Annotated in this window: 23 protein-coding genes; 15 read left to right on the top strand and 8 right to left on the bottom strand. The window is 60.5% G+C overall.

All coding sequences use genetic code 11. The annotated features are described in order from the left end of the window. The first annotated feature begins 144 nt into the window (after positions 1–144). Positions 145–1233 (top strand): biotin synthase BioB, encoded by a 1089-nt coding sequence (bioB, locus tag ARADN35_RS25745; protein ID WP_050812434.1) that lies wholly within the window; start codon positions 145–147, stop codon positions 1231–1233. On the opposite strand, the gene ARADN35_RS25740 is transcribed toward bioB, so the two are convergent. The 3 genes from ARADN35_RS25740 to ARADN35_RS0103075 are packed head-to-tail and all read right to left on the bottom strand — an operon-like array spanning position 1230 to position 6042. Beyond that, positions 1230–2429, bottom strand: coding sequence for a response regulator (locus ARADN35_RS25740; protein WP_050812433.1), 1200 nt, complete (start codon positions 2427–2429; stop codon positions 1230–1232). The two genes, bioB and ARADN35_RS25740, sit on opposite strands and share 4 nt — an antisense overlap. Beyond that, positions 2422–5484: a hybrid sensor histidine kinase/response regulator gene (locus tag ARADN35_RS0103080; RefSeq protein ID WP_010458860.1), complete on the bottom strand. Its 3063-nt coding sequence runs from the start codon at positions 5482–5484 to the stop codon at positions 2422–2424. Before ARADN35_RS0103080 ends, ARADN35_RS25740 begins: the two co-directional genes overlap by 8 nt. Positions 5485–5514: 30 nt before the next feature. Further along, a complete protein-coding gene (locus tag ARADN35_RS0103075; RefSeq protein ID WP_100199480.1) occupies positions 5515–6042 on the bottom strand; it encodes a putative pterin-binding protein in 528 nt (175 codons plus the stop codon). Between the two features lie 419 nt (positions 6043–6461). Here ARADN35_RS0103075 and ARADN35_RS26875 point away from each other — a divergent pair, with 419 nt between their 5' ends. The 6 genes from ARADN35_RS26875 to ARADN35_RS0103045 are packed head-to-tail and all read left to right on the top strand — an operon-like array spanning position 6462 to position 13438. Next, positions 6462–9392 carry an EAL domain-containing protein gene (locus tag ARADN35_RS26875; RefSeq protein ID WP_010458858.1) on the top strand — a complete coding sequence of 977 codons (2931 nt, stop codon included), beginning with the start codon at positions 6462–6464 and terminating at the stop codon, positions 9390–9392. A gap of 15 nt (positions 9393–9407) precedes the next feature. After that, on the top strand, positions 9408–9737 hold the full coding sequence (locus ARADN35_RS0103065; protein ID WP_010458857.1) for a hypothetical protein: 330 nt from the start codon (positions 9408–9410) through the stop codon (positions 9735–9737). Continuing rightward, the gene (locus ARADN35_RS0103060; RefSeq protein WP_010458856.1) at positions 9734–10576 is read left to right on the top strand and encodes an HDOD domain-containing protein; all 843 of its coding nucleotides are present in this window, start codon (positions 9734–9736) and stop codon (positions 10574–10576) included. The genes ARADN35_RS0103065 and ARADN35_RS0103060 overlap by 4 nt, the downstream gene beginning before the upstream one ends. A gap of 12 nt (positions 10577–10588) precedes the next feature. Beyond that, a complete protein-coding gene (locus ARADN35_RS0103055) occupies positions 10589–11539 on the top strand; it encodes an ATP-binding protein (RefSeq protein ID WP_081474556.1) in 951 nt (316 codons plus the stop codon). A gap of 3 nt (positions 11540–11542) precedes the next feature. After that, positions 11543–12889 (top strand): response regulator c-di-GMP phosphodiesterase, NosR family, encoded by a 1347-nt coding sequence (gene nosR, locus ARADN35_RS0103050; protein ID WP_010458854.1) that lies wholly within the window; start codon positions 11543–11545, stop codon positions 12887–12889. A gap of 15 nt (positions 12890–12904) precedes the next feature. Continuing rightward, positions 12905–13438 (top strand): response regulator, encoded by a 534-nt coding sequence (locus tag ARADN35_RS0103045; protein ID WP_010458853.1) that lies wholly within the window; start codon positions 12905–12907, stop codon positions 13436–13438. Positions 13439–13458: 20 nt separating this feature from the next. On the opposite strand, the gene ARADN35_RS25730 is transcribed toward ARADN35_RS0103045, so the two are convergent. Next, entirely contained in the window at positions 13459–16488 is a 3030-nt protein-coding gene (locus ARADN35_RS25730) for an EAL domain-containing protein (RefSeq protein ID WP_139019158.1), read from the bottom strand. Positions 16489–16731: 243 nt separating this feature from the next. Here ARADN35_RS25730 and ARADN35_RS26870 point away from each other — a divergent pair, with 243 nt between their 5' ends. From ARADN35_RS26870 to ARADN35_RS0103015, 6 genes are all read left to right on the top strand, one after another. After that, entirely contained in the window at positions 16732–17415 is a 684-nt protein-coding gene (locus tag ARADN35_RS26870) for a TonB-dependent receptor plug domain-containing protein (protein ID WP_159103177.1), read from the top strand. Then, the gene (locus ARADN35_RS26865; protein WP_159103176.1) at positions 17336–18604 is read left to right on the top strand and encodes a TonB-dependent receptor domain-containing protein; all 1269 of its coding nucleotides are present in this window, start codon (positions 17336–17338) and stop codon (positions 18602–18604) included. The genes ARADN35_RS26870 and ARADN35_RS26865 overlap by 80 nt, the downstream gene beginning before the upstream one ends. Continuing rightward, positions 18601–19176 (top strand): TOL_0243 family YfiR-like periplasmic protein, encoded by a 576-nt coding sequence (locus ARADN35_RS26860; protein ID WP_010458849.1) that lies wholly within the window; start codon positions 18601–18603, stop codon positions 19174–19176. Before ARADN35_RS26865 ends, ARADN35_RS26860 begins: the two co-directional genes overlap by 4 nt. Beyond that, positions 19177–20703 carry a sensor histidine kinase, YfiR-like protein-associated gene (locus ARADN35_RS26855; protein ID WP_010458847.1) on the top strand — a complete coding sequence of 509 codons (1527 nt, stop codon included), beginning with the start codon at positions 19177–19179 and terminating at the stop codon, positions 20701–20703. It begins immediately after the preceding gene. Further along, positions 20690–21130: a response regulator gene (locus ARADN35_RS0103020; protein ID WP_010458845.1), complete on the top strand. Its 441-nt coding sequence runs from the start codon at positions 20690–20692 to the stop codon at positions 21128–21130. The genes ARADN35_RS26855 and ARADN35_RS0103020 overlap by 14 nt, the downstream gene beginning before the upstream one ends. A 114-nt stretch (positions 21131–21244) precedes the next feature. Then, positions 21245–22054, top strand: a complete 810-nt coding sequence (locus ARADN35_RS0103015; RefSeq protein WP_029413068.1) for an SDR family NAD(P)-dependent oxidoreductase — start codon at positions 21245–21247, stop codon at positions 22052–22054. A gap of 75 nt (positions 22055–22129) precedes the next feature. Here ARADN35_RS0103015 and ARADN35_RS0103010 read toward each other — a convergent pair whose 3' ends face one another. From ARADN35_RS0103010 to ARADN35_RS0102995, 4 genes are read right to left on the bottom strand one after another with little or no spacing between them, the layout of a single operon-like run. Further along, on the bottom strand, positions 22130–23506 hold the full coding sequence (locus tag ARADN35_RS0103010; RefSeq protein WP_050812439.1) for an MATE family efflux transporter: 1377 nt from the start codon (positions 23504–23506) through the stop codon (positions 22130–22132). 31 nt (positions 23507–23537) lie between these two features. Next, positions 23538–24044 carry a MaoC family dehydratase gene (locus ARADN35_RS0103005; RefSeq protein ID WP_010458839.1) on the bottom strand — a complete coding sequence of 169 codons (507 nt, stop codon included), beginning with the start codon at positions 24042–24044 and terminating at the stop codon, positions 23538–23540. A 47-nt stretch (positions 24045–24091) separates the two neighbouring features. After that, positions 24092–25345 (bottom strand): MFS transporter, encoded by a 1254-nt coding sequence (locus ARADN35_RS0103000; protein ID WP_010458837.1) that lies wholly within the window; start codon positions 25343–25345, stop codon positions 24092–24094. Then, on the bottom strand, positions 25335–25835 hold the full coding sequence (locus ARADN35_RS0102995; protein ID WP_010458835.1) for a MarR family winged helix-turn-helix transcriptional regulator: 501 nt from the start codon (positions 25833–25835) through the stop codon (positions 25335–25337). Before ARADN35_RS0102995 ends, ARADN35_RS0103000 begins: the two co-directional genes overlap by 11 nt. Before the next feature lie 73 nt (positions 25836–25908). Here ARADN35_RS0102995 and ARADN35_RS0102990 point away from each other — a divergent pair, with 73 nt between their 5' ends. Further along, positions 25909–26460, top strand: coding sequence for a PaaI family thioesterase (locus ARADN35_RS0102990; RefSeq protein ID WP_010458833.1), 552 nt, complete (start codon positions 25909–25911; stop codon positions 26458–26460). Further along, entirely contained in the window at positions 26457–26870 is a 414-nt protein-coding gene (gene gloA / locus ARADN35_RS0102985; RefSeq protein WP_010458830.1) for a lactoylglutathione lyase, read from the top strand. The genes ARADN35_RS0102990 and gloA overlap by 4 nt, the downstream gene beginning before the upstream one ends. Positions 26871–26958: the final 88 nt, after the last annotated feature.

Here is a 26958-nt window from a genome sequence, read left to right as displayed (position 1 = left end):
TTTGTGCCTTTTTCTCGTCCAGAATCCGCCCACCTCGCTGCGTACCGTGTGGGACCACCCCGTTTCGGGCGGTGCGCGCTGTGTAACCAACCTCTTGCTCCCCGGCGGCCCCGTGCCACTGTGGGGCAGACGCCTTGAAGGGAATTGACCGCCATGTCCTCCACGACCCTTGCCGCTCCCGCCGCGCAACCTGTGCAACCCCTGCACCTGCACCGGCGCGCCACACCCGTCCCCGCGCCGCAAGGCCCCTGGACGGTGAACGCTATCCAGGCGTTGCTGGACAAGCCGCTGATGGACCTGCTTTTTGAGGCGCAGACGGTGCACCGCCAGCATTGGCCCGCAGGAGACATCGAGCTGGCCACGCTGCTGTCCGTGAAGACCGGCGGCTGCCCAGAGAACTGCGGCTACTGTCCGCAAGCCGCCGAGTTCGACACCGGCGTGAAGGCCGACAAGCTGATGGAGGTGGACGAAGTGGTGCGCGCCGCCCAGGCGGCCAAAGACGCCGGTGCCACACGGTTTTGCATGGGGGCCGCCTGGCGTGCGCCCAAGGACCGCGACATCGAAAAAGTCAGCGCCTTGATCGGCGCCGTGAAGGGCCTGGGCCTGCAGACCTGCGCCACGCTGGGCATGCTCGAATCGCACCAGGCGCAGGCGCTCAAGGACGCGGGCCTGGACTACTACAACCACAACCTGGACACCGCCCCCGAGTACTACACCGATGTGGTCAGCACCCGCGCCTACCAGGACCGGCTGGACACGCTGCAGCATGTGCGCAGCGCGGGCATCAGCGTGTGCTGCGGCGGCATTGTGGGCATGGGCGAGGCGCCAGTGCACCGCGCTGGCCTGATCGCCCAGCTGGCCAACCTGCAGCCGTACCCCGAGTCGGTGCCCATCAACAGCCTGGTGCGGGTGCCCGGCACGCCGCTGGCTGACAGCGAACCCATCGACCCGCTGGACTTTGTGCGCATGATTGCCGTGGCCCGCATCACCATGCCCAAGGCCCGGGTACGCCTCTCTGCCGGGCGCCAGCAGATGGGTGAAGCGGTGCAGGCGCTGTGTTTCCTGGCTGGTGCCAATTCGATCTTTTATGGTGACAAGCTGCTGGTGACCGGTAACCCTGATGTGGAAGCCGACGTGCAACTGCTGGCCAAGCTGGGCCTCAACGGACACCGCACCACCACCACCACCTCGGAGGGTGGGGCGGTAGAAAGCGCCGCAGGCGCCTGCGGCTAACCGCCGCTGCCATGGTTGCCGCTGCTGTCGCCGATGACCGCGCTGTCGGTGGAGAGGTCTTGGGCAATGCGGTCGAGCTGCGCCTGCAGGGCATGTTCCCCGTCGGCAAAGCGCTGCGCGATGCGCCGGAACTCTTCGGACAGTGCCAGGAAGGCGTCCACCATGTCGGGATCGAAGTGGCTGCCCCGGCCGTCGCGGATGATCTCGACCGCGTGTTCGTGGGTGAAGGCGGGCTTGTACACGCGCTCGGAGATCAGCGCGTCGTACACATCGGCCACGGCCATGAGCCGTGCCGACAGAGGGATCGTGTTGCCCACCAGCCCTTCGGGATAACCTGAGCCGTCCCACTTTTCCTGGTGGCTGTAGGCGATCTCCTTGGCGTAGCGAAAGAACGGGTTGTTTTGCGTGGTTTCGGTTTCTGCCGCCACGATGGCGTCCCGGCCCAGCGTGGTGTGCGTCTTCATGATCTCGAACTCCTCCACCGTGAGCTTGCCCGGCTTGAGCAGGATGCGGTCGGGGATGCCCACCTTGCCAATATCGTGCAGCGGGGCGGACTTGAAGATCACCTGGATGGCGTCTTCCGTGAGTTCGTCGCGAAAGCGCGGATGGTCTTGCAGCTTGCGGGCCAGCGCTTCCACATAGTGCTGGGTCCGACGGATGTGGTTGCCCGTCTCGTTGTCGCGTGTTTCGGCCAGCGATGCCATGGCGCGGATGGTGGCGTCCTGCAGCTCGGCCAGGGCGCGCGTGCGGTTGGCCACTTCCTGCTCCAGAAAGTGGTTGTGGTGGGCCAGCAGATCCCGGGCACGCTTGAGCTGCAGGTGGTTGCGCACCCGCGCCATGGTGATGGCGGGGTTGACGGGTTTGGTGATGTAGTCCACGGCGCCCAGCTCCAGCCCCACGGTTTCGTCGTCGGTGGCACTCATGGCCGTCAGGAAGATCACCGGGATGTCCTCGGTGTCGGGGTTGAACTGCAGGCGCCGCAGCACCTCGTAGCCGTCCATGTCCGGCATCATGATGTCGAGCAGGATCAGGTCGGGTTTTTCGGCCGCCACGATTTGCAGCGCACGCTCGCCGGTGGGGGCCAGCTTGACCTTGTAGTCGGGGCGCAGCAGGTCGCTCATCAGCGACAAATTGCCGGGTGTGTCATCCACCACCAGCACCGTACATTTGCCGCTCAATTCCAATGGACTATTCATGAACTGGGTCCTCCTTGTGTTGTGTGTTGTTGTTCCCCGCCTTGCGCAGCACGTCCAGCGCATCGGCAAAGAGGTAGTTGTCCAGCCGCTGTTTCATGTCGACGTAGGCGGGGCCCAGCAGGGCCTTCAGGCTGGGGCCGGAGTCCTTGAACAGCTCTACGGCTTCGGAATCACTGTCTGCCAGCAAGGCGTCCAGACGGGCTACCAGCTCTCGGGTGCGCGCCTCGTCCACCAGGGCTCCCGCAGCTCCCGCCGCGTGCTGTGTGTCAGGCTCGGGAGGCAAGGCCCCTTGCAGGGCAACCACCAGGGCCCGGCAGGCATCGTCCACAGGCTGCAGCAGGACATCCAGGGCGTCGGTCACCGCCTTGTGCGCAATGGCCTGCTCCGCAGCATTGGCCAGTTCGGCCAGACGCAGCGCGCCAATGGTGCCTGCCGCGCCTTTCAAGGTATGCATGGCCCGCTGCGCTGCCTGCGGCCGGCCTGAGGCCAGATGCGCCTGCGCTTCCCGCACTGCTTTGGCCTGGCCGGTGACGAACGTGCGCAGCAGGCCTTCGTAGGCGGCACGTTTGCCCAGCACGCGCCGCAGCCCGAGGGTCGCATTCAGGCCTTCGATGTGTGCAAGCGGGTCTGCTGTGCCCCGCGTCGCCACTGAAGGGGCGTCAGCCACCGCAGGCTGCGCTGCAGCGGTCATGCCGCCGGAGTCTGTGCCGGTGTGCGGCAGCGCAATCCACTGCAGCAGTGCGGCAAACAGGGCCTCGGGGTCAATGGGTTTGGCGATGTGCCCGTTCATGCCCGCGTCCAGGCACTGCTCGCGGTCGCTGCTCATCGCGTTGGCCGTCATCGCCAGCACCGGCAGGCGCGCCCAGGTGGGGTTTTGGCGCAGGTGGCGGGTGGCGGTGAGGCCATCCATCACCGGCATCTGCATGTCCATGAGCACTATGTCGTAGGTACCACGGGCCAGCATGTCAAGCGCGGCCTGGCCATTGTCGGCCACGTCCACCACCAGCCCGGCGCTGGTCAGCAGTTCGCGGCCCACTTGCTGGTTCAGATCGTTGTCGTCCACCAGCAGCACCCGCGCACCCCGGATCGACGCCAGCTCTGCACCCCGTGGCGGGACCGGCAGGCGCCGCCCATCGTCCACCCGCTGCGCCCCGCCCAACGCGCGCATCGCAGCATCAAAAAGCTGCGATGGGTTGACAGGCTTGGTCAGCATCAGCCCGATGCCTGAGCGTGTGAGTTCGTTCAGAACGTCGTCGCGGCCATGCGCGGTGACGATGACGGGGCGGGGCGGGTGGGGAAGTTGGGCCAGCTGGCGGGCGGTTTCAAAACCGTCCATGCCGGGCATCTTCCAGTCCAGAAAGGCAATTTCGCAAGGCCGTCCGGCCTGATCGGCGGCTCGCGCCAGGTCCACGGCCTGTGCTCCTGAGCTGGCCAGCGTCACCGAAAAGCTCATGCTGGACAGTAGCTCCGCCAGGATCTGCCGCGCCTGTTCGCTGTCGTCTACCACCAGCACGCGGCGGCCGCGCAGGTCCGGCTCCGGCAACAGCGGCCGCTGTGTGGAAGCGCCCAGGCCCAGCCGGGCCGTGAACCAGAACGTGCTGCCCCGGCCCGGCGCGCTTTGCACCCCCACGTCCCCGCCCATCAGGCTGGCCAGTTTTTTGGAAATGGCCAATCCCAGGCCGGTGCCGCCGTACTTGCGTGTGGTGGAGGTGTCAGCTTGCTCGAACGAGCGAAACAGCCGTGATTGCTGTTCGTCGGTGAGGCCAATGCCGGTGTCCTGCACCTCGAAACGCAGCAGGACGCCCTGCGCATCCCGCGCGGCTTCGCGGACCCGCACGATGATCTCGCCCTCGTCCGTGAACTTGACGGCGTTGTTGGCGTAATTGACCAAAATCTGCCCCAAGCGCAGGGGGTCTCCGCGCAAGTCGGCAGGCAGGTGGGAGTCCACGTCGAACATCAGCTCCAGCCCTTTGCTGGCACATTTTTCGCCCAGCAGGTTGGCCACGTTATCGAGCACACCGTGCAGGTCGAAATCGACCACCTCGACTTCGAGCTTCCCCGCTTCGATCTTGCTGAAGTCCAGGATGTCGTTGATCAGGCCCAGCAGGTGCTGACCGGACCGCTGGATCTTTTGGATGTAGTCGCGCTGGCGCACGGTCAACTCCGTGGCCAGCGCCAGGTGGCTCATGCCAATCACGGCGTTCATGGGCGTGCGAATTTCGTGGCTCATGTTGGCCAGAAAGTCCGACTTCATGCGCGAGGCATCTTCGGCCTTGGCCTGGGCCACCACCAGTTCGTCCTCATGTTCCCGCAGTGCGGCGTTGACCTGCTGCAGTTCTGTAGTGCGCTGGGCCACCCGGGCCTCCAGGGCCTCTTCGCTGCGCTTGAGGGCATCCACCAGTTCGGCCTGTGCCTCCATGGCCTGGGAGGTGGCCTTTTCACGCTGAAGAAACTGGCGCGCCATCGCAAAGGCCAGCAGGAAGGTCAGAATGGCCTGGAAGGCGGTCAGCCCGGTGGTCAGCAGGGTCTGGTGCTTGACCTCTTCGTTGCGCCGGTCGCCCAGCAGGGCAGAGATGCGCGACGCCTGGAGCGACAGTTCCTGAACGATGTCGCGCAGCTTGTTCAGCTCGGCCCGCAGGAGCCGCATGTTCATGCGGCTGGACACCGTATCCACGCTTTGCCCGAAATGCTCATCGCCTGCGGCAACAAATTTCTGCAATGCGTCGAGGGCGGTGCTGTAGATTGGCTCCTCCTGCATCAGCGTGCGGGCGGTGCCACTTTCGAGCGCACTGAAGCGGCTCAGGAACAGGTCGTAACGCAGCTCCAGCCGGTCCATGGGCAGGCTGGCCGGGTCCATCTCGAACTGGTGAAGCGCGTGGTCCAGCTTCTCGTACTCCACGTTGAGCTGCAGGAAAGACCACAAGGCATTGACGTCGCCCCGGCGCATGACCGCTTCCACGCTGCGGTACTGGTGGTATTGCACTCCCGCAATGGCCACATACGCCACCACCAGGCCCGCAATGATCAGTCTCAGAACGTTTTTGCCCCGGATCATGGTGGAGTGCCTGTAAGGAGTGCGTGTGGGCTAGCGGATCCGCAGGATGTGCAGTTGCCAGGCTGCGCGGTTGTAGTACAGCTCGCTGCGCAGCTCGGCCTTGGTATCAAACGGGTAGACGATGAAAAGCGGCCCTTTTTCGCGCACACGCATGGGGCGGTTGTTCATGAGCCGGGCAACGATGACGTCGTGGCGTGTGGCATCGTCAATGGGAATTTCTGTCTTGTAATCATTGAGCGCCACCGCCGTGATGTTCTTGCCCTTGGCACCGACGGCCGCCAGCACATCACGCAGCAGCGGGCCTGTGAACGTGACTGCGCTGGGGTACCACGGGGTCTGCGTGGAAAAGCTGTGTTGGGGCAGTTTCTCCAGCATCGCCATGTCGAACTGGGCTTGTGAGCCGTTGTTCGTCTGGCTGATCGCACCATCGATGGTGAGCACCACGGTGCCCGTGGGTTTGTCCAGGGCTTGGGCCTGGGGCAGGGTCATCGCAACAGCAATAACCGCCATTGCCAGCCCTTGGGCGACGAGGCGTGCCACTGAAAGACTCGTGTGCATATCGACCCTCTCTTTTTGCAACAGTCTCACAGACAGTTGCTCAAAATGTAAATAGGTTTATAGCAGGACTGGTCTTGTGGTGCGGCTACGACGGAGCGGCGCGCCCCATATTGAGGGAGAACCACGGGTATCCCGGCATTGCAGGAGGGGACCACATGCGCACTCGCGGCAATGTCGTGACAACCGGCAACTGGATAGGTACAGTGGGCCGCAGACTCGACGCTCCAGGGCAGGCGGGCAAACTGCGCAAATGAATCGGGAGGAGGCCACTGGCTGACGGAAAGCCCTGCAACCATCGACACCATTCTTCGCAACGCAGCGCCCCAGGGGTGAAGGCAGAGGCGGCCCAAGGCAAGCCTGAAGCCCCGCCATCGATGGGCTTCGTTGCATCATTTCCGTGTTAGCCAAGGCTTATCACAATGGATAGTCACGATACTGAAGACCGGTCGTTTGAACAGGAGATCGCGCTGTCTGAAGCCGACTATCGGCTGCTGGTGGAGCAGGTGCAAGCGGCCGTCTTTGTGATTCAAAAGGGTCGATTCCTTTTTGTGAATCCAAAGCTTCTGGAACTTTTTGGGTACACGCAGGAAGAAATGCTGGGAGGCATGGACCCCATGCTGCTGTGCGTGCCCGAGCATCGGGACATGGTGCGGGAGCAGGCCAGCGCCCGGGTGGCGGGCGTTCCTGGCAAAGCCTATGAGATCGAATGCCAGCGCAAGAATGGCGAACGGTTCGGCGCCCAGGTCTGGGGTGCGCGAATTTTTCTCTCGGCGCAAGCCGCAGATCTGGTCACGCTGCATGACGTCAGTGCCATCCAGGCGGCGACACGCTACGCCCAGCAGCGCGTCCAGTTGTTTCGCAACGCCGAGGAACTCGCTCGCATAGGTTCTGCCGAGGTGGACCTGGTTTCTGGCTCCGTCACCTTGTCGTCCGGCATGCACGCCATCTTCGGCATCCCGCAAACCGAGGATTCCCCCGACAAAGACTGGCTGCTGGCCAAAGTTCCCCCCGTGGAGCGGCCATATGTTCAGGCCATCAGCGAAGGCGTTTCTCCCGATGACGTCTGCGAGTTTCAGCACCGCATTGTTCACGCCGACGGCAGCTTGCGCACGGTACTGCACCGGGTCCTGGCCGAAGCCGATGAAGATGGCAAAGTGGTCAGAACGGTTACGCTTTTGCAGGACATCACGCTGCAGCGCGCGGCGGAACAGAAACTTGACAAGCTCGCCAACACCGACGAAATCACCGGACTGCCCAACCGTAATGCACTGACGGAGTATCTGGATACAAAAATGCGCGAGGCGGCGCGGCAAGGGCGGCAAATTGCGGTCCTGAGTGTGGAGATTGACCGGCTCAAGCTCGTCAGTGAATCACTGGGCTACGCAGCCGGGGACCAGTTGCTCATGGAGGTAGGAAGACGGCTGCAGCCCCAGGTGTCGCAGGACGATTTGCTGGCGCATTTTGGCAGCGGCGAGTTTTTGCTGGTGCTGGCGCGGGAAGAGACCGTGGACGAGACCCTGGCTCGGGGCATCGCGGCCTCATTGGTGGACGCACTGTCTCTGCCGGTCGCCATCGGTGACAACGAGATCAAGGTGACGTGCGATATCGGAATATCGATCTATCCCGTGCACGGGGAAGACCCGGAAAAGCTGCTCCAGCAGACTCAGGCGGCCATGTATCGCGCCCACGAACTGGGCAAGAACCAGATCTGCGTTTTCAGCTCGGGCATGCATTCGAAGGCGATCTCCAGGCTCGCCATGGAATCTGGGTTGCGCCGGGCGCTGGAGCGCAACGAGTTCGAACTGCATTTTCAGCCCAAGCTCGAATTGGTCAGCGGCACCGTTATTGGTGCCGAGGCGTTCCTGGAATGGAATTCCCCCGATGGCACCTTGATACCCCGGTCCAGCTACATCCGGGTTGCAGAAGAAACGGGCCTGATCGTACCCATTGGCGAATGGGTTTTGCGTGCGGCCTGCCTCCAGGCACTGGAGTGGCAGCGCGCGGGCCATGTCATGTGCCGGGTTGCCGTCAACCTGTCGGCTCGCCAGCTTCAACAGCCTGATCTGACCCAGAAAATACAGAAAATTCTTATTGAAACCGGCCTGGACCCCAGGCTGCTGGGGCTGGAGATTACCGAGGGTGCACTGATGGGAGAAAGTGCCCGCATAGCGCGCATTCTGGGCGACCTCAAGGCGCTGGGCATTGAAATTTCGCTCGATGATTTTGGTACCGGCTATTCCAGCCTGAGCTACCTTCGCACTCTGCCCATTGACGTGGTGAAAGTGGACCGCTCGTTTGTGCATGACGTCACGGCGGCATCGCAGGATGTGTCCATCACGCGCGCGATCATCAACATGGCGCACAGCCTTCAGATGAAGGTGCTGGCGGAAGGCGTGGAGACTGAGGGGCAACTGGCATTGCTTATCGCCAACGGCTGCGACCAGATGCAGGGCTACTATTTCAGCGGCTTGCTCACAGCCGATGCCATGGGGGGGCTATTGCGTGAGAGCAAGGCGCTGCCAGAGCACCTGCTGCTGCGCCGCACCCACCAACGCACCTTGTTGCTGGTTGATGACGAAGACAGCATTGTTTCTGCGCTGCGCAGATTGCTGCGCAGGGATGGCTATCACATCGTGACGGCCAACAGCGGAGCGCAAGGTTTGCAAAGGCTGGCCGAGAACTCGGTGGATGTGATTGTTTCGGACCAGCGAATGCCCGGTATGACCGGGGTGGAGTTTCTGCGCCGGGCCAAGGAGCTGTATCCGGACACCGTGCGGATGGTGCTGTCTGGCTACACGGAATTGCAGTCCATCACCGACGCGATCAATGAGGGTGCCATCTACAAATTCCTCACGAAACCGTGGGATGACGAACGGCTTCGCGGCCACGTCGCCGAAGCATTCACTCAAAAAGGGATGGCTGATGACAATCGGCGCCTTGCGAATGCCGTTCTCAGTGCCAACGAGGAACTCAGTGCCGTGAACGACCGCTTGCAACAGTTGCTCACGAATCAACGGGAGCAAATTCACCGCGAAGAGAGTAGCCTGAGTGTTGCACGGGAGGTCTTGGACCATATTCCTGCTGCGGTCATCGGGGTAGACCTGGAAGGCATGGTGGCCTTTGTGAATGCAGACGCTGAAGTCCTGTTTGGCAGAAACACGGCGTTGTTGGGACAGGATGCTGACGAGGTATTACCGGCCGATTTGCGCCATGTGTGGCGGGCCGCGGACCAGAGCTATCACGACGTGCAACTGGCTGGGGGCACTTTTCGCGTTGTTTGCCGCTCGGTAGGAGGGGAGAATCATTCACGAGGTCGTCTGCTGGTCCTGGTCCCCAGCAGTGTGGCCTGAACCATATGGGCGCCCATGCAAGCTCTTGCCACAACGACTGAACTGCTCCCCGAGGGGCTGCTTCTGGCGCAGCCAGTGCTGGATGCGCATGCACAGCTTCTGTTGCCAGCGGGTACGCCTGTCACGCGCGGGATTCTGAACAGCTTGCAGCACCGGGGAATCGACACCATCTTTGTGAATGCCCCCGAAGAGGTAGAACACCGGGGCGAGACGCTGGACCCTGCCGCTCAGCAGGCACAGACTGAAAAGCGTTTGCTGCATCTGTTCAGGCCCGCCATGCAGGTCGGGCAACTCAACCCGTTGCTGCACCTCATCTTGAGGTATCGGTCCGGGGAGAGGCCATGAAGCAACTCACTACGGATGCCATCCTGCGCAGCGTCCACGAACTGCCGGCGCTGCCAGCGGTGGTATTGGAGTTGATCCAGTCTTTTGGCGACAGCCATATTTCTGCCGAGCAACTGGCCGTGAAGATATCGCACGACCAGGCCATTGCCGCCAAAACCCTTCGGCTCGCGAATTCGTCTTTCTATGGCCTACCGCGTCAGGTCACCTCCATCGCCGAGGCGACTGCGATCCTGGGACTGCGCACGTTGCGCAGCGTGGCAACGGCCGCTGGCCTGGTCGGCGGGTTTTCCAAGTCACGCTGCCAAGGTTTCGACTTTGATGCGTTCTGGCGCCACTCGATCGGTACCGCGCTTACCTGCCGAGCCCTGGCGCAGCGCACCCGACTGGACGAGGACGCTGCATTTACGCTGGGTCTGGTACACGACATCGGGCGCCTGGTCCTGGTCAGTTCCTATGAGGAGGAATATGCCCACGCCATTGCCTACCGGGCAGAACATGACTGTCTTATGCATGCCGCGGAGCGACACCATTTTGGTGTGGACCACGCGGAGGTCGGCGGTGTTATTGCAGAGCATTGGCACTTTGCCCCAGAGATCGTCACCGCCATCGCATGCCATCACCGGCCGCCTTCCACGCGCAACAGGGGGCTCGCAGACCTCGTCCATGTTGCCGACAACATTGCACACGGCCTCGATCTTTCGCACAAGGAAGACGATATGGTGCCGCTGCTGTCCCTGGATGCATGGGGCCGGCTGGCACTGGGCGACAAGGACTATGCAGAAGTTTTTGATGCGGTGGCTGAACAACACGAAGTGGTCTGCCACGCATTGCTGGCCTGAGGAGGGGTTGATATGAGTTCTCACGATCCACTATTGGCTGATGCCATGAACACCACATCCTCGCTCTCTGCCATCGATGTCACGGCGGACAGGGTCAAGGAGCTGTTGCGCTCCAATGAAGAGCTGATGCAGCTCAACGCCAAGCTTTCGGATGCGCAGGACAAGTTGATGCAGTCTGAAAAAATGGCCTCCATCGGGCAATTGGCCGCAGGGGTTGCCCATGAAATCAACAACCCGATTGGATTCATATTTTCAAATTTCGGAACCCTTGAGCGCTATTTGGGCGATCTGTTTCAGATGCTTGCCGCTTACGAAGAGGCCGAGTCCGCCTTGGCGGGCACTCCCGTCGCCGCACGCTTGAAGGCCTTGCGCGAGAAGATTGAACTCGACTTCCTGAAAGAGGACATTCCCTCGTTGATGACAGAGTCCAAAGACGGCATTACCCGGGTGCGCAATATTGTCCAGAACCTGAAGGACTTCTCCCGTGTGGACACCTCGCAAAAGTGGGTTCTGGCCGATTTGCACCACGGCATCGATTCCACGCTGAACATCGTCAACAACGAAATCAAATACAAGGCAGAGGTCGTGAAGGCGTATGGAGAAATCCCGGATATCGAGTGCTTGCCCTCTGAACTCAACCAGGTGTTCATGAACCTTCTGGTCAACGCCGCACATGCCATCCAGGCCGACCGAGGCACTATCACCATTCGCACCGGCGCTGATGACAACCAGGTGTGGGTGGAAATACAGGACACAGGGGAGGGCATCGCCAAGGAAAATCTGGGAAGAATCTTTGATCCGTTCTTCACCACCAAAGCGGTGGGCAAAGGCACAGGTCTTGGACTGTCTCTTTCCTATGGCATCGTCAAGAAGCACCTTGGAAGCATTGACGTGTTCAGTGAGCAGGGGGTTGGGACACGTTTTCGTGTCACGCTGCCGATTCGTCACCCGCAGGAGGCTTGAGGTGTGAATTCCCCTATCGACGTCACCGCCTTGTCAGGGGCGGCTTTGCAAGAGGAGGGCGCCAGCCTAAAGCAGGACGGTGGCCAGCGCGTCTGGCGCATTCTCTGCGTGGACGACGAGCCCAATATTGTGGCTTCGCTCAGGCGGCTGTTCCGTGGCAGCGGATACCAGGTGGCCACGGCCACGAGTGGTGCAGAAGCCATTGCGCACCTGGAGCAAGAGCCTGTGGACCTGGTCTTCTCCGACATGAGAATGCCCGGCATGAGCGGGGCCCAGTTGCTGGAGCAGATACGGGAGCGGTGGCCCAAAACGACGCGCGTACTGCTCACGGGCTACGCGGACATTGGTTCAACCATCGCGGCCATCAACAGCGGAGAAGTCTATCGATACATCACCAAGCCGTGGGATGACGGTGAGGTGCTTGCCACGGCGCACCAGATTTTTGAGCGCCATGCCCTGGAAGACGAAAAAGCCCGGTTGGAGGAACTGCTCAGGTCCAAAAACCAGGCCTTGATGGAATTGAATGAAACCCTGGAGGAAAAGGTCGCGGCGCGCACCAGCGAATTGCTCCAGCTCAGTCAAAAAATCAAGAAGAACTATCTCACTTCCATCAAGGTGTTTTCAAACCTCATGGAGTGGCGAGGCGGGCAACTCTCCGGTCATTCACGCCGTGTGGCGGACCTGGCCCGCCGCACCGCACGGGCCATGAACATGGCGGAAGCGGATCAGCAAGACGCATTTATCGCAGGGCTCATGCATGACATTGGGCAGATTGCCCTGCCCGATACCTTGTTGGCCAAGCCCGTGCCCAAGCTTTCCGAAGAAGAAACGGCGCAGTACCGACGGCATGCCGTGTTGGGGGAGCAGGCACTGATGGCCCTCGACGACATGCAGACGGTCTCCAACATTATCCGAAGCCATCACGAGCGGCACGATGGACTGGGTTACCCAGATGGCTTGGTCGGCGAGATGATTCCCATGGGAGCCTGCATCCTCGCAGTGGCAGACACCTACGACGATCTGCAAATCGGCCACCTCAGCTCCACACCCTTGAGTGCTGCGGATGCCCGGTCGATGATTGCCCGGGGCCGGGGAACCCAGTTTCATCCTGAGGTGGTGGACGTGTTCCTGCAGATGCTTCTGAAGGCCGCGCCCGGAGCGGAAATTCCGCCGCGCATGCTGCGCACCGAGCAACTTCGACCCGGCATGGTCTTGGCGCGAGACCTGCTGTCCAGTGAAGGTGCGGTGTTGTTGGCCGCCGACCACGTGCTCACTGCCGAACTGATCAAACGGCTGCGATTGCGCGAAGGACGGGACGACGTGGAAATGATCTTGCCTATAAAACCGTAACGGAGGGAGCCGTCCATGCAGAGAATTCTTTTACTGGATGATGAACACCATGTCCTGGCAGCGATCAAGCGGAGCCTCCGTGCAGGACTTGGCTCCGACCTTCGCATTGAAGAGACCGTCGATCCAGAAGTCGCTTTGGCCAGACTGAGGGAGGTTGCTTTTGATGTGGTGATCTCGGACTTTCGAATGCCGCTCATGACCGGCGTGGAGTTTCTGGGCTTGGTCCGGGCCATCCAACCCAAGGCCGTCAGGATGGTTTTAAGTGCATCCTCCGATTCGGAGAACCTGATGCGCGCAGTCAATGACGCCGAAGTTTTCCGTTATCTGTTGAAACCCTGGGACGAAAAAGACCTGCTTGGTCATGTCCGCTCTGCCCTCGAAAGGGCGGACCAACTGCGCCATGAAAGCGAATTGGCTGACGTCGGGCGCCATGAATTCGGGAAGCTGAATGCGACGGAACTGGAACGCCGCCGTCTGGAAGCGCTGGAACCGGGGCTGACCCAGGTAACGTGGGGCCCCAATGGCGAGGTCTTGGGACCCGATGGCTAAGAAATCACACAGCTAGAAAATTACGCGTTTTTGCGCTGTGCCGCATCATAGTGCCTAAACGCTTCGCGAATATTTTCCCGCAGCAACTCATCATCCCAGGGTTTTGTCAGGAATTTATAAATTGCGCCCCTGTTAATGGCATCTGAGATGGATTCCAGGTCGGTATATCCCGAAAGCACTATTCGAATGGTGTCGGGATAAAGCTCTCGTGCCCTCGAAAGAAACTCTGTTCCTGACATTTCAGGCATTCGTTGGTCCGAGAGAATGACCTGAACCTCATGCTGTGCCAGGATCCCGAAACCCTCTTTTGCGCTGTTCGCCGTCAATATGTCGTATCCATCACGCCTCAATAGTCGTCGCATGGATGAAAGAATGCTTGGTTCATCATCTACGATCAGAATTCTCTTGGCGACTGCAGAGGGCTGCGCCGCGATTTTCAGTGCGGCCCCATCTGCAAGCAGCCGACCAAGACTCGTAGCCTCTATCGGTTTGCTAAAGAAATACCCCTGAATTTCATCGCAATTCTTGCGGTGCAAGTAATTCATTTGCGCCTCGGTTTCCACACCTTCCGCGATCACTTTTAGTTTGAGATTGTGAGCAAGATCAATGATTGCATTGCAAATTGCAGCCGCATCGGGATCATAGATTATTTCCTTCACAAAACTCTGATCGATTTTAAGATAATCTATAGGAAAACGCTTTAAATAGGTGAGTGAAGAATACCCGGTTCCAAAATCATCAATAGACAGTCGAACACCCATTGCACGGATATCGTGCAGCCGTTGAATGTTGATGTCCACATCCTCCATGAAAAGGCTTTCGGTGATTTCAATATCAAGAGGCACCTCCGACCCTTGATAACCTTTCAGGCAGGATTTCAAAACACTGGCGAATTCTGATCGGCGTATCTGGACTGCCGAAACGTTGACAGCGATCCGCGATGGGGCCAGACCCTGGCTGCGCCATTTCTCATAGTCCTGAATAGCTTTTTGTAGAACCCATTGCCCAACGTCGATGATCAAACCGGTTTTTTCCAGAATGGGGATGAAAACCGCAGGCGATACAAGCCCGGCGTCGGGGTCGTTCCATCGAATAAGCGCTTCCATTCCGGTAATTTTTCCATCCCAAAGCGAAACTTTAGGTTGGTAGTGCAATACGAACTCTTCATTTTCGAGCGCCTTGTGAAGCTTGCTCTCCATGTTGAGTTGATTGTGCACCTGGGAATTCATGGACGGCGTGTAGAACTGGTAACGGCCACTGGCCGCACCGGCCTCACGCGAAGCCGCTTCAGCATGCGCGAACAATGTGTCTGCATCTTTTCCATCGTCGGGAAAAAGGGATATCCCAGTCCGGAAAGACAAATACAGCTCTTTCCCTTCAAAGATGAAAGGACGGTCCATCAAGGGAAATATTTTTTCAGTCAGAAGGTGGGCTATTTCTGCAGGAACGCTCCGATACGTTGCGATGATTCCAAACTGATCTGATCCCATTCGTGCTATTTTGTCGCTGGAGCCCAGTGCTTCAATCAATCGCCTGGCGACCGATTGAATCATTGCATCTCCGGCATGCCGGCCCAAAGTATCATTAATATTTTTGAATCTCTCGATATTCATCCATATCAATGCAATGCAGCCGTCATCTTCTTCCCGAATGGTATTTTTAATCAGCTGGTGAAAGCGATCTTGCAGCAGGCTTCGATTGGGAAGTCCTGTCAGGGCATCATAGTAGGCAAGATAGTTGAGCCGTTCTGATTTTTCGAGATGATCCAGAGAGAACGCAATGTCAGATGCGAGCTCCTGGAGCAACCGAATTTCGGCCTCATCAAAAAAGTCCTGATCGGAAGCGTATAGGGCCATGAGCCCGATGGGCTTCTTGTTGACAGAAAGAGGGAAAAGTCCAAAACTTTGAAAACCTCGGGAGATCGCCTGCTGTTGCAATAAAATCCTGGTGTCACTCTTGATGTCTTGAACTAAAATGGTTTTTGCATTTTCAATGCATTCGCCAATAAGCCCATAGTCCTGCCGATCGGAATCGATTCCCATCGGTATGTGATCAATATAATCCTCTCCCGCACCTGCCCATGCGACAGCGGTAATTTTTTGCACCTCAATGTCGATAATTCCAATCCATGCCAGGCAAAAGCCACCGGCATTCACGGCAATTTGACAGGCCTCCTGGAATAAATCCTTGCGATCTTGTGTCCTTACAATCAAAGAATTGATGCTGCTCAATACCGCATAAATCCGGTTGAGGCGCTTGACTTTGAGTTCTGCATTCTTTCGCTCGGTGATGTCAACGACAGAGCCGGCCATATAGGTCGCCAAGCCATTGTGATCCCACACCGCCTGGCCCTTGGCATGCGACCAGCGGTAGGAGCCGTCTTTGGCCAATGCCCGGTATTCCACATCGTACGGAGCACGGTTTTTGATGTGGGCTGCAAAGGCGCTCAGGACCATCTGTCGATCGCTGGGCTCCAATAGATTGAGCCATGCCGCTGCCGTATTTTCAATTTCCTCGTCCGCATAGCCCAGGCGAAACTTCCACTGCGCTGAAATCTGCGCAATGCCCGTGTCGATATTCCAGTCCCAGACATCGCCCGTCGAGGCCGCCAGGCGAAACCGCAATTCGCTATGCCGCAAAGCTTCCTGAGTGCGCTTTTGCTCCCGCACCAGCTCGGCATCGTTGAGAGCGCGATGGATTGCCGGGGCAAGACGCCCCAGGTCATGCTTCAGGATGTAGTCCGTTGCACCGCTTTTGAGAGCACTGATGGCGTTCTCTTCTCCAATCGTTCCAGATACGAAGATGAACGGAACTTCTGGGCACATCTCCCTGACCACTGACAGCGCGTCGATGCCATTGAAGCGGGGCATGCTGAAATCTGAAAGGACGATGTCCGGCACGCTCGCACGCAGCTCGTGGCGCAGCCGTTCTTCGTTGTCTACCCGGCGGCTCGTAAAGTGCAACGATGCACGCCGCAAGGTATGTGCGACGAGTTCCGCGTCGTTGGGCTCATCCTCGACCATCAGGATGTTCAGGGGGGCGGCTTGCAAGTATTCCTCCTTCCGCAGGACGAGCCTGCGGAACACTGCCGTGCTGAAAGTAGTCTAGGGTGCAGCACCCTGGGCATCAAGAAGTTCTCAATTTCCGTCGTTTGGATGCGCAACCCCCGTTGAAAGGTTTGCACCAAAAGGTTTTCAACCTACCATGCTTTGAATGGCTGGCTACGAAAGCTTGCCACGCAAACATGGGGGAGGCTGGCCGTGATACAGATCCGAACATACCTGACAGCGTGGTTGACCCTGTCTTTGCTGCCTTTGTCTTCTGTGCAGGCACAGGATAACAAGGCCTCCTTGCTTGCCGAGCTTTCCATCGAAGAGCTGGCCAACATTCAGATCACTTCCGCTGCGAGGCATCCCGAGTTTCTGGGGGACGCTTCCGCCGCGATTTTTGTGATCACTTCCGACAGTATCCGCCGTTCGGGCGCTGCCACCCTTCCGGAAGCTTTGCGCTTGGCGCCCAATCTTCAGGTCGCCCGCCTTGACGCAAGCCAATATGCAATCAGTGCACGTGGCTTTAACAATGCCATTGGGAACAAGCTCCTGGTCTTGATCGATGGGCGCACGGTCTACACACCTTTTTTCTCAGGGGTTTTTTGGGACCAGCAGGACGTCATGCTGGAAGACGTCGATCGAATAGAAGTCATCAGCGGGCCTGGCGCCACTCTGTGGGGCGCCAACGCAGTCAACGGTGTGATCAACGTGATCACCAAATCCTCTGCCCACACCCAAGGGGGGACTTTTGGTGGTTGGCGCGGGCAATCAGGGGCGGGAAGCGTCTTTCAGATACGGTGGCGTGCTGGGCGAGGGCGCTACTTTTCGCGTCTATGCAAAGGGGGATGTGACGCGCCCGGTTGTGTCGATAGGGAACACAGCAGCCACGGATGGCCGTTCGCGTGGGCAACTGGGGTGGAGGGCTGATTGGGCGGATAAAGACACCGAACTGACCTTGCAAGGCGACGTGTACGAGGGCGCCACAGACAACCGCGGGTTCTTTGGGCGTTTTGATATAGGGCGGGTGGAAGCATCCGGTGCCAACATCCTCGGCCGCCTGACGCGAAAGCTGGAAGCAGGGCAGGACGTTCGCCTGCAGGCCTACTACGACTACACGGACCGGAAAGACGCGTTTCTGTACCAACCACGGCAGCGTGTTCTTGATGTGGAGTTTCAGCACGGTGTGCCACTGGAATCGCACCGGCTGCTCTGGGGCGGCGGTTACAGGCAGGCCAGTGATGTCATTCGTCCGGGCGTGATTTTCGGGTTTGCTCCGGCACAAGCGTCGCTGCACTGGGCGAATCTGTTTGTGCAAGACGAATTCAAGGTGACCGAGCATCTCAACCTGACGGTTGGCACCAAACTGGAAAGAAATGATTTCACAGGAATGGAGTCCCTTCCAAGCGCGCGCTTTGAGTGGAAACCTTCTCCACACCAGCTTTGGTGGGGCGCTATTTCACGGGCAGTGCGGGCGCCAGCGCGCCTGGACCGCGACATACGGCTGCCGCCCAACCCCCCATTCATCATTGCTGGAGGACCGGACTTCGAGTCTGAAGTCGCCAAGGTCCTGGAGCTTGGATACCGGTCCCAGCCATCGTCAACATTGTCCTATTCGGTCACTGCATTTCAGCACCATTGGGACAAATTGCGCAGCGGGCAGCGAGCGCCTGGTGCGCAGGTGCAGAACATGATCGAAGGAAAGACCTGGGGATTGGAAGCCTGGGGCGAGTGGCACGCGGCACGCAATCTGCGGTTGGCGGGCGGATTGTCGGTATTGCGCAAGAACCTGCGCGTCATGCCCGGGAGCACCGATCCAGAAGGGCCCCGCGCGCTGGGCAACGATCCTGGCCACCAGTGGATGCTGCGTGCCGGATTCAATCTGCCCCATCGCCAGGAACTCGACGTCATTGTGCGAAGGGTAGGGGCGTTGCCCGACCCCGCGGTGCCTGCATACACGGCCGTGGATGTGCGTTTTGGCTGGACAGTGCGGCCCGGGGTCGAATTTTCGATCGTGGGTCAGAATCTGTTTGATGGCGCTCACCCGGAGTTCAATGCGCCGATGAGCCGCAAAAAAATCCCCCGCAACGTTGCCTTGCGAATCAGGTGGACTTTGTGAAAACCTGGCTGTCTTCGCTGCTGTTGAAGCGGGGCTTGGTCCTTGCATTGCTGCTGCTCGGTGTGCTCATCAACCCGTGTGCAGCTCAGCCAGACTGGCCGAACGATGAGTTCCAAATCAAAGCAGCTTTTCTCTATAAATTTGCAGGCTACGTTGAGTGGCCTGAAGGATCTCCGGGCCCCGTGGACGCACCTCTCACGATTGGCGTCCTGGGAGCCGATCCCATTGCCGAGGAACTGATGCAAATCGTTCAGGGCCGCAAGATTCAATCTCGGGGCCTTGCGGTTCGCCGCCTCAAAGCTGGGGACTCCCTGGACGATGTCGCCATCCTGTTCGTTGGCAAGGGTGATGCCACACAGCTGAAACCCTTGAGGGGCGCCTTGCAAGCCCGGCCGGTACTTGTCGTCACGGAAGAGCCAGCAGGGCTGGCGCTGGGAGGCATGATCAATTTTCTGCCCGTGGATAAAAATGTCCGCTTCGAGGTCTCGCTCGATTCCGTCAAAAAAGGTGGATTGCGCCTGAGCTCCCGATTGCTCGCGGTGGCCCAGAAGGTGCATGGCGAGGGGCGCTAGATGTGGAACGCCATCGCTCGCTCACTCCGCTACAAGTTCGCGTTGGCCATGCTCGCGGCCACGTTCGTTTCACTGACAGTGGCAGGCGCCGCGCTCGCCTGGTATGAACTTCAGACGTACAAACAGAATGTGGTCAGCGATCTACAGACGCAGGCAGAAATCCTGGGCCGAGCGACCGGTCCCGCCTTGGCTTTTGATGATCACAAATCCGCAGAGGAAAACCTCTCCCTGCTGAAGACCCGGCGCCAGATTCGGGCGGCCGCAATCTACAACGCGCGCGGAAAGATGGTGGCGCAATACCGAGGCGAGGGGAGTTTCACGGGGCACAAAATCCCCGAGCTGCCCCAGTCAGACGGGGTGCGTTTGGAAGACAACGAACTGGCGGTTTTCAAGAGAATTCTCGAAAACAACGAGATCGTGGGCACCGTCTATATGAGCGCGGACTACGAACTCGTCCAGCGGTTCTGGAGCTACCTGGGCATCCTCGCCAGCGTGATGGGCCTGAGCTTGCTCGTGGCCAGCGGCATGTCGGTATGGCTGCAGTCGGCCTTGACGAAGCCCATCCTTGCCGTCACAAAACTGGCGCGGCAGGTCACTGAGCAAAAGGACTTTTCGCTGCGGGTGGAGAAGACCACGAAGGACGAGCTGAGCTACCTGGCGGATGCGTTCAATGACATGTTGTCGGAAATTGGGCGGCGCGCCGAAGATCTGCAGGCAGCCAACAAGGCCTTGGAACGCGAAGCCCAGGAACGTGAACGGGCTGACCAGGAAATCCGCGAACTCAACGCCGAGTTGGAACAACGCGTCTCCCAGCGCACAATGCAATTGCAGACAGCGAATCAGGAGCTTGAGAGCTTCAGCTATTCCGTCTCTCATGATTTGCGTGCGCCACTTCGATGGATAGTCGGTTTCTCCGAGGCCCTGGTCGAAGACCATGGCGAGAGTCTGGACGATGAAGCCCGGCGAAAAGTCCAGATCATCCAGAACGAGGGGCGGCGCATGGGGGTGCTGATCGATGATTTGCTGGCGTTGTCACGATTGGGCCGCCGGGCACTCAAAGTAGGGGAGTTGGCGATGGGGGAGCTGGCTCTCACCACCTGGAACGCACTGAACGAACACGAGGATTTCAGCCGCGTGAACCTGCATATCGGGGCAATGCCTGTCGCGACAGGTGACCGGGTGCTTTTGGGGCAAGTGTGGACGAATCTACTGTCGAACGCCCTCAAGTTCAGTTCGAAGCAGAGCGATCCTCGCATTGAGATCGGGGCTATTTCTGATGATCAGGAACACACTTTTTTCGTGCGTGACAATGGAGCCGGATTCAACCCAAAGTACAAAGACAAGTTGTTTGGGGTTTTTCAGCGGCTGCACGATGCCCAGGAATTCCCAGGAACCGGCGTGGGTCTTGCCTTGGTCCAGCGGATAGTGCACCGCCATGGCGGGCGCGTCTGGGCTGACGGGAATGTGGGTGAAGGCGCCACGTTTTATTTCACCGTCCCACGGGAGGGCTGCAATGAAGCTGTTTGAAGAAGTCGATATTCTCTTGGTGGAGGATAGTCCCAACGACGCAGAACTCGCGATTCGCGCGCTGAAGAAGCGAGGGTTCGCCAGCAAGATGCTGTGGGTCAAAGATGGCGAACAGGCCATCAACTACCTGTTTCGGCTTGGAGAATATTCGCAGCACGATGAAGCCAGCCCGAAGCTGGTGCTTCTCGATCTGAAAATGCCGCGGGTGGATGGCATGCAGGTACTGCGCACCATCAAGGGTGACCAGCGCACACGGCGGATTCCCGTGGTGATACTGACGTCTTCCCAGGAAGAGCGGGACGTGGTGCAGTCGTACGACCTGGGTGCCAACAGCTACGTGGTCAAACCCATGGATTTCGATGTGATGGCGGACATGGTCTGCCAGGCTGGCGCGTACTGGCTTTGTGTCAACAAGACGCCTTGGTGAACTGCTGATCTATGTTGGTAGATTTGTAATTTAACATAATATACATCGTATCTATTTAAACAATGTGGGACCGCACAGGGCCGAGATCTCCCTCGGCCGCTACCATCCGTGCCCATGACCCTTTCTTCCCAAACTCCTTCAGCGTCTTCCATCCACTTCGGCCACCAAGGCCGTGTCTGCATCGTCACTGGCGGTGCCCAAGGCATTGGCGAAGCCTGCGTCCGCCGCTTTGCGGTTGAAGGCGCCAAACCGGTGATCGTCGATGTGGACGATGCGCGGGGCCAGGCGCTGGCACAGGAACTGGGCGCGCTGTATGTGCGCTGCGATGTGGGCGACAAGGCGCAGGTGGATGCGCTCGTGGCCCAGACCCTGGCGGCCCACGGGCGCATCGACGTGCTGGTGAACAACGCGGGCATCTTTCGGGCTGCAGACTTTCTGGACGTGACCGAGGCCGACTTTGACGCCGTGCTGCGGGTCAACCTCAAGGGCTCGTTCCTTGTCGGCCAGGCCGTGGCGCGGGCCATGGTGGCACAAAATGGCGGTTGCGGCGGCGGCGCCATCGTCAACATGAGTTCGGTCAACGGCGTGCTGACCATTCCCAACATCTCCAGCTACAACGTGAGCAAGGGCGGCGTGAACCAGCTCACGCGCGTGATGGCCCTGGCGCTGGCTGACAAGAACATCCGGGTGAACGCCGTGGCGCCCGGCACCATCGCCACCGAGCTGGCCGCCAAGGCCGTGCTGACCAGCGACGAGGCCAAGCAGAAGATCATGAGCCGCACCCCCATGAAGCGGTTGGGCGAGCCATCGGAGATTGCCGATGTGGTGGCCTGGCTGGCCAGCGACGCCGCCAGTTATGTGACCGGCGAGATCGTGACCGTGGATGGTGGCCGCATGACGCTGAACTACACCGTTCCGGTTTGATTCAACGAGGTACTACCAAATTGATAGCTGTTAGCGCTTGATAAATAAGCGCTAGCAGCCATTTTTGTTCTATTTCTATGCCTGCGGCATGCGCCGCAGCAAGCCCGCCATGCTGCGCGGCCATCCCACCGGGCCAAACCAGGCACCACCCGCAATCGCCCAGGCGTTGACCACGCCATACAGCACCAGCGCCACGCCCTGTGCGGCGAACACCGCCGCCAAACCACCGCCCCAGCGCAGCGCCAGCCAACCACCGGTGACCGCAATGGCGAGGCGCACGATGTTGCCGATCACCGGCCAGAGCAGGCGCCCTGCCCCTTGCGAGGCAAAGTACAGCACCAGGCCCAGACCGAAAAAGCCGTACACCGGCCCGACGGTGCGCAGATACAGCGCGCCCGCCTCCAGCATGGCCGGATCGCTGTTGAACAGCGACAGCCACGCGTTGGGAAACGCCGCTGCCCACAGGCCGATCGCCTCGGCCATCACAAACGCCATGCCGGCGCCGATCCAGGTGGCGCGCAAGGCGCGCTCGCGCTGGCCCGCGCCAATGCAGGTGCCTACCATGGCGACCAACGGCGCGCCCAGGCCAAATACCAGGGGCACCAGCAGGTACTCAAGCCGCGATGCGGTGCCGTACCCGGCAATGGCCGCCGTGCCAAAACCGCCGACCAACGCGGTGGTCACCCCAATCGCCACATTGGTGGCCACGGTCGACACAGTGCCCACCAACCCGACCCGCAGGATGTCCTTGAACAGCACCCAGCGAAACCGGATGTGCGCGAACGATGGCTGCAGCAGGCTGCGCGGCGACCACAGATACGCTGCCAGCACCACGCTGCCGATCAGGTAGTACGCCATCAGCGCGATGGCCCCGCCGGCAATGCCCAGGCCGGGCATGGGACCCCAGCCAAAGATGAACAGTGGCGACAACGGCACCAGCACGAAGGCGCCCAGCACCGTGACATAGGCCGGCACGGCCATGTTGCCCGTGCCCCGGATCACGGCCGACAGCGTGTTGAACAGCCACACCAGAAACGCGCCCGCAAAGACCCAATTGGAATAGACCAGCGCCGCGTCCAGCGCGCCGCCTGTGCCGCCCATGCGGGTGTAAAGCCAGCGCCCTCCTCCCACCACACCCACGGTGAAGACCAGCGAAAACACCGCCGCAATGGCCAGCGCGTGCAGCACCAGCGCGTCGGCATCGTCGCGCCGCCGGGCACCCAGAGCGCGGGCGATGGCCGACGCAATACCGCCGCCCATGGCCCCCGCAGAGGTCATCTGCATCAGCATGACGACCGGGAAGACGAGCGCCATGCCCGCCAGCGCATCGGTGCCCAGCTTGCCGACAAAGTAGGTCTCGATGAGCCCGACGCCCGCCTGCGCCAGCATCACCAGCACATTGGGCGCCGCCAGCCGCAGCAGCGTGGGCGCAATCGGCGCCTCCAGCAGCATGCGGGTGCGTGGGTTCAGGGGCTCGGTCACATCAGGCCCCTGCCCCGTTGGCCACAGGCCTGCGTGGCACCACGATGCGGACTGTGGACAGTTGCAGCACATCGCCGTGCTGGTTGCGGGTTTCGCTGCGCACGGTGACCATGCCACGGTCGGGCTTGGATTTGGAGGGCTGGATCTCCAGCACCTCGCTCACCACGTGCAGCACGTCGGTGGCGCGCGTGGGCCGGGGCCAGCTCAACTCGACCCCTGCCCCGATGATGCCGCCCGCAATCGGCAGGCCCGTGGTGACCTGCAGGCGCATGGTCACGGACGCCGTGTGCCAGCCGCTGGCCGCCAGCCCCCCAAACAGCGTGGCGCGGGCAGCAGTGTCATCCAGGTGGAACGGTTGGGGGTCGAATTGCGCAGCAAAGGCGGTGATCTGCGCTTCGTCCATGGCGTGTTCGCCGCTTTTGAACAGGTCACCCACAGCGAGGTCGTCCAGGTACACGGGCTGCATGTCGGTGGGGGCGGATGCGGTGGAAACAAGGTGAGCGGTCATGGCAAAAAATTAGGAGATGAGGGGATGGTGGACGGGTGTTGGCAGGGTCAGGCGGCTGCAGGGCGCACCAGCCGGGCTTCGCGGATCGGCAGGTTGACCAGGGCCGCGCCCACGGCCAGCACGATGTCGATGTACCAGACCCAGTCATAGCTGCCCGTGGCCTGGAACACGCTGCCGCCCAGGTAGGCACCAAAGAAGCCACCAATCTGGTGCGCCAGCATCACGATGCCAAACAACATGGCCATGTTGGCCGTGCCGAACATCTTTGCCACCAGCCCGACCGTGGGCGGCACGGTGGAGAGAAACGTCACACCCATCACAGCGGCAAAGACCAGTACCACCGTGGGCGTCTTGGGCGCAAACAAGAAGATCAGCACTGCGAGGCCACGCGTGGCGTACAGCAGTGACAACAACGACTTCATGCGCCAGCGCCCCACGGCCCAGCCCATGGCCAGGCTGCCGACAATGTTGAACAAGCCGATCATGGCCAGCGACCACCCGCCGATCTCAGGCGGCAGACCACATGCGGCAATGACGCCCGGCAGGTGCGTGGCCAGGAATGCCACGTGAAAGCCGCACACCAGAAAGCCCGCCGCCAGATACCGGTAGCTCGGCGTGGCCAGCGCCTGGGCAATGGCCTGGCGCGCCGTCAGCGCCTTCTGGCCCGATGCGGCGGCGGCCTGCGCGGCCAAGGCGTTCGAATTGCCCCTGAGCACCCACACCGCAGGCAGCGCCAGCAGCACCAGCACACCCAGCCACTGCATGGCACTGGCCCAGCCCACCGCGGCGGTCAGGCCAATGGCAACAGGCGCCATCACAAACTGCCCAAACGACCCGCCCGCGTTGACGATGCCGCTGGCCAGCCCGCGCTTGTTGGCGGGTACCAGCCGCGCGGTCGCCGCCATCAGCACCGACGGCCCGGCCATGCCTGCACCGCCTGCAGCCAACACACCAATCGCAAAAATCAGCCCGGCCGTGGTGGTCATGTACGGCGTGATGAAGGTGCCCAGCGCCACCAGCGCCACGCCCAGAAGGATCACGCGGCCAGTGCCGATGCGGTCCGCCACCGCCCCGGCAAACGGCTGGGTCAGGCCCCACCACAGCTGGCCGAACGCAAAGGCCAGGCTGATGCTGCCAATGCCCAGCGCGGTGGACGTGTTGAGCGCCGACAGGAACAGGCCCATGGTCTGGCGCGTGCCCATGGTGAGCGCAAAAGCACCTGCAGCAGCCAGCAGGACCAGCCACAGGGCCAGCGGTGCGGCGGACTGGGTGGTGGCTGGAGGGGTGTTGTTATTCGTCATGCCCAGCCTCCTGCACTGGCAGCACTGCCAGCAAATCCAGTGAGTCGTCCACCAGCGCATGCAGCGCCATCACGCGTTCCACGCCCAGCGTTTCATTCAGAGCAAGCTGCGCGGCTTTCCAGTGGCGTTGTGCCTCGGCGCGTTTTACGCGGCCGGTGTCGGTGATGTGGGCCAGGCGGCTGCGGGCATCTGCGCCTGCCTCCAGCGTCACCCAGCCCGCATCGACCAGGGGACGCAGGTTGCGCGTCAACGTGGAGGCATCCATCTTCATGGCCACAGCGAGGTCGCCCGGCCGGATGGGCCCTAGCGTGAGCACATGCGACAGCAGCGAATACTGCGTGGTCTTGAGCCCGCATTTCGCCATTTCGGCGTCGTAGTGGTTGGCCACGCGGCGCATCAGCTGGCGCAGCTTGAAGTTGGTGCACCCCTGTGGCACCGTCCGGGCAACGGGTGGTGCGGCAAAGTCCATGGTGGATGTGTCGGCTTGCATGGATTTAATTGTATCTGCAATAATTGCATATGCAACTCATGCGTTTCGACCCCACCACTGACCCGGAAAAATCATGACCCAACACAACCACCTTGAACACTGGCTGGCCCAAGAGCGCGACATCCTGGCGCGGCTGGATGCAGGCCCCGGCCCGGGCGTGGCGCGGCGTGAACAGATCGCCCATCTGAACGGCCTGGAGCAGATGCAGGCCATGCTGCGTGGCGAACTGCCCTACGCCGCCATCGCCAAAACGCTGGACTTCTTGATCATCGAAGTCGGTGAAGGCACGGCCGTCTTCCAGGGCACGCCCCGCGCCGAGCACCTGAACCCCATGGGCACGGTGCACGGCGGCTGGTTTGCCACCCTGCTCGACTCTGCCCTGGGCTGCTCCATCCATACGCGCATGGAGCCCGGGCGCGGCTACACCACGGCCGAGCTGGGCATCAACCTGGTCAAGGCCATCACGCCCAAGGTGCCGCGCGTGCGCGCCGAAGGCCGCGTGATCCACAGCGGGCGCCAGCTGGCCACGGCCGAGGCGCGCCTGGTGGGGCCCGACGGCACGCTGTATGCCCACGCCACCACCACCTGCCTGGTTTTTGACATCCCTGCACAATCGAAGGGATGAAATTCCTCCACACGATGCTGCGCGTTGGCAACCTTCAACGCTCGATTGATTTCTATACCCAGGTGCTGGGCATGCAACTGCTGCGCCAGTCCGAGAACCCCGAGTACAAATACTCGCTGGCTTTTCTGGGATTTGACGGCGGCAACCCTGGCCAGGCCGAGATCGAGCTGACCTACAACTGGGGCACCGAAAGCTACGAGATGGGCACGGCCTATGGCCACATCGCCCTGGGCGTGCCCGACGCCTACGCCGCATGCGAGAAGATCAAGGCCTCGGGCGGCAACGTGACACGCGAAGCGGGCCCGGTCAAAGGCGGCACCACGGTCATCGCGTTCGTGACGGACCCCGATGGCTACAAGATTGAATTGATCCAGCGCGCCGAGGGGACTGGTGGCGCAGGCCTGCGTTAACCATTTGCTATTAAATAGATAGCTTTTTGCGCATGGTGGATAAGCGCTAGAGCCCTGTTTTCCCCATAAAAAAACACACGTACGTTAC

It is taken from the genome of Acidovorax radicis N35, assembly GCF_000204195.1.
In the GTDB taxonomy this organism is placed as follows: domain Bacteria; phylum Pseudomonadota; class Gammaproteobacteria; order Burkholderiales; family Burkholderiaceae_C; genus Acidovorax; species Acidovorax radicis.
The sequence above is the reverse complement of the archived record's forward strand: the minus strand, read 5'-3'. Positions and strand labels throughout refer to the sequence as shown.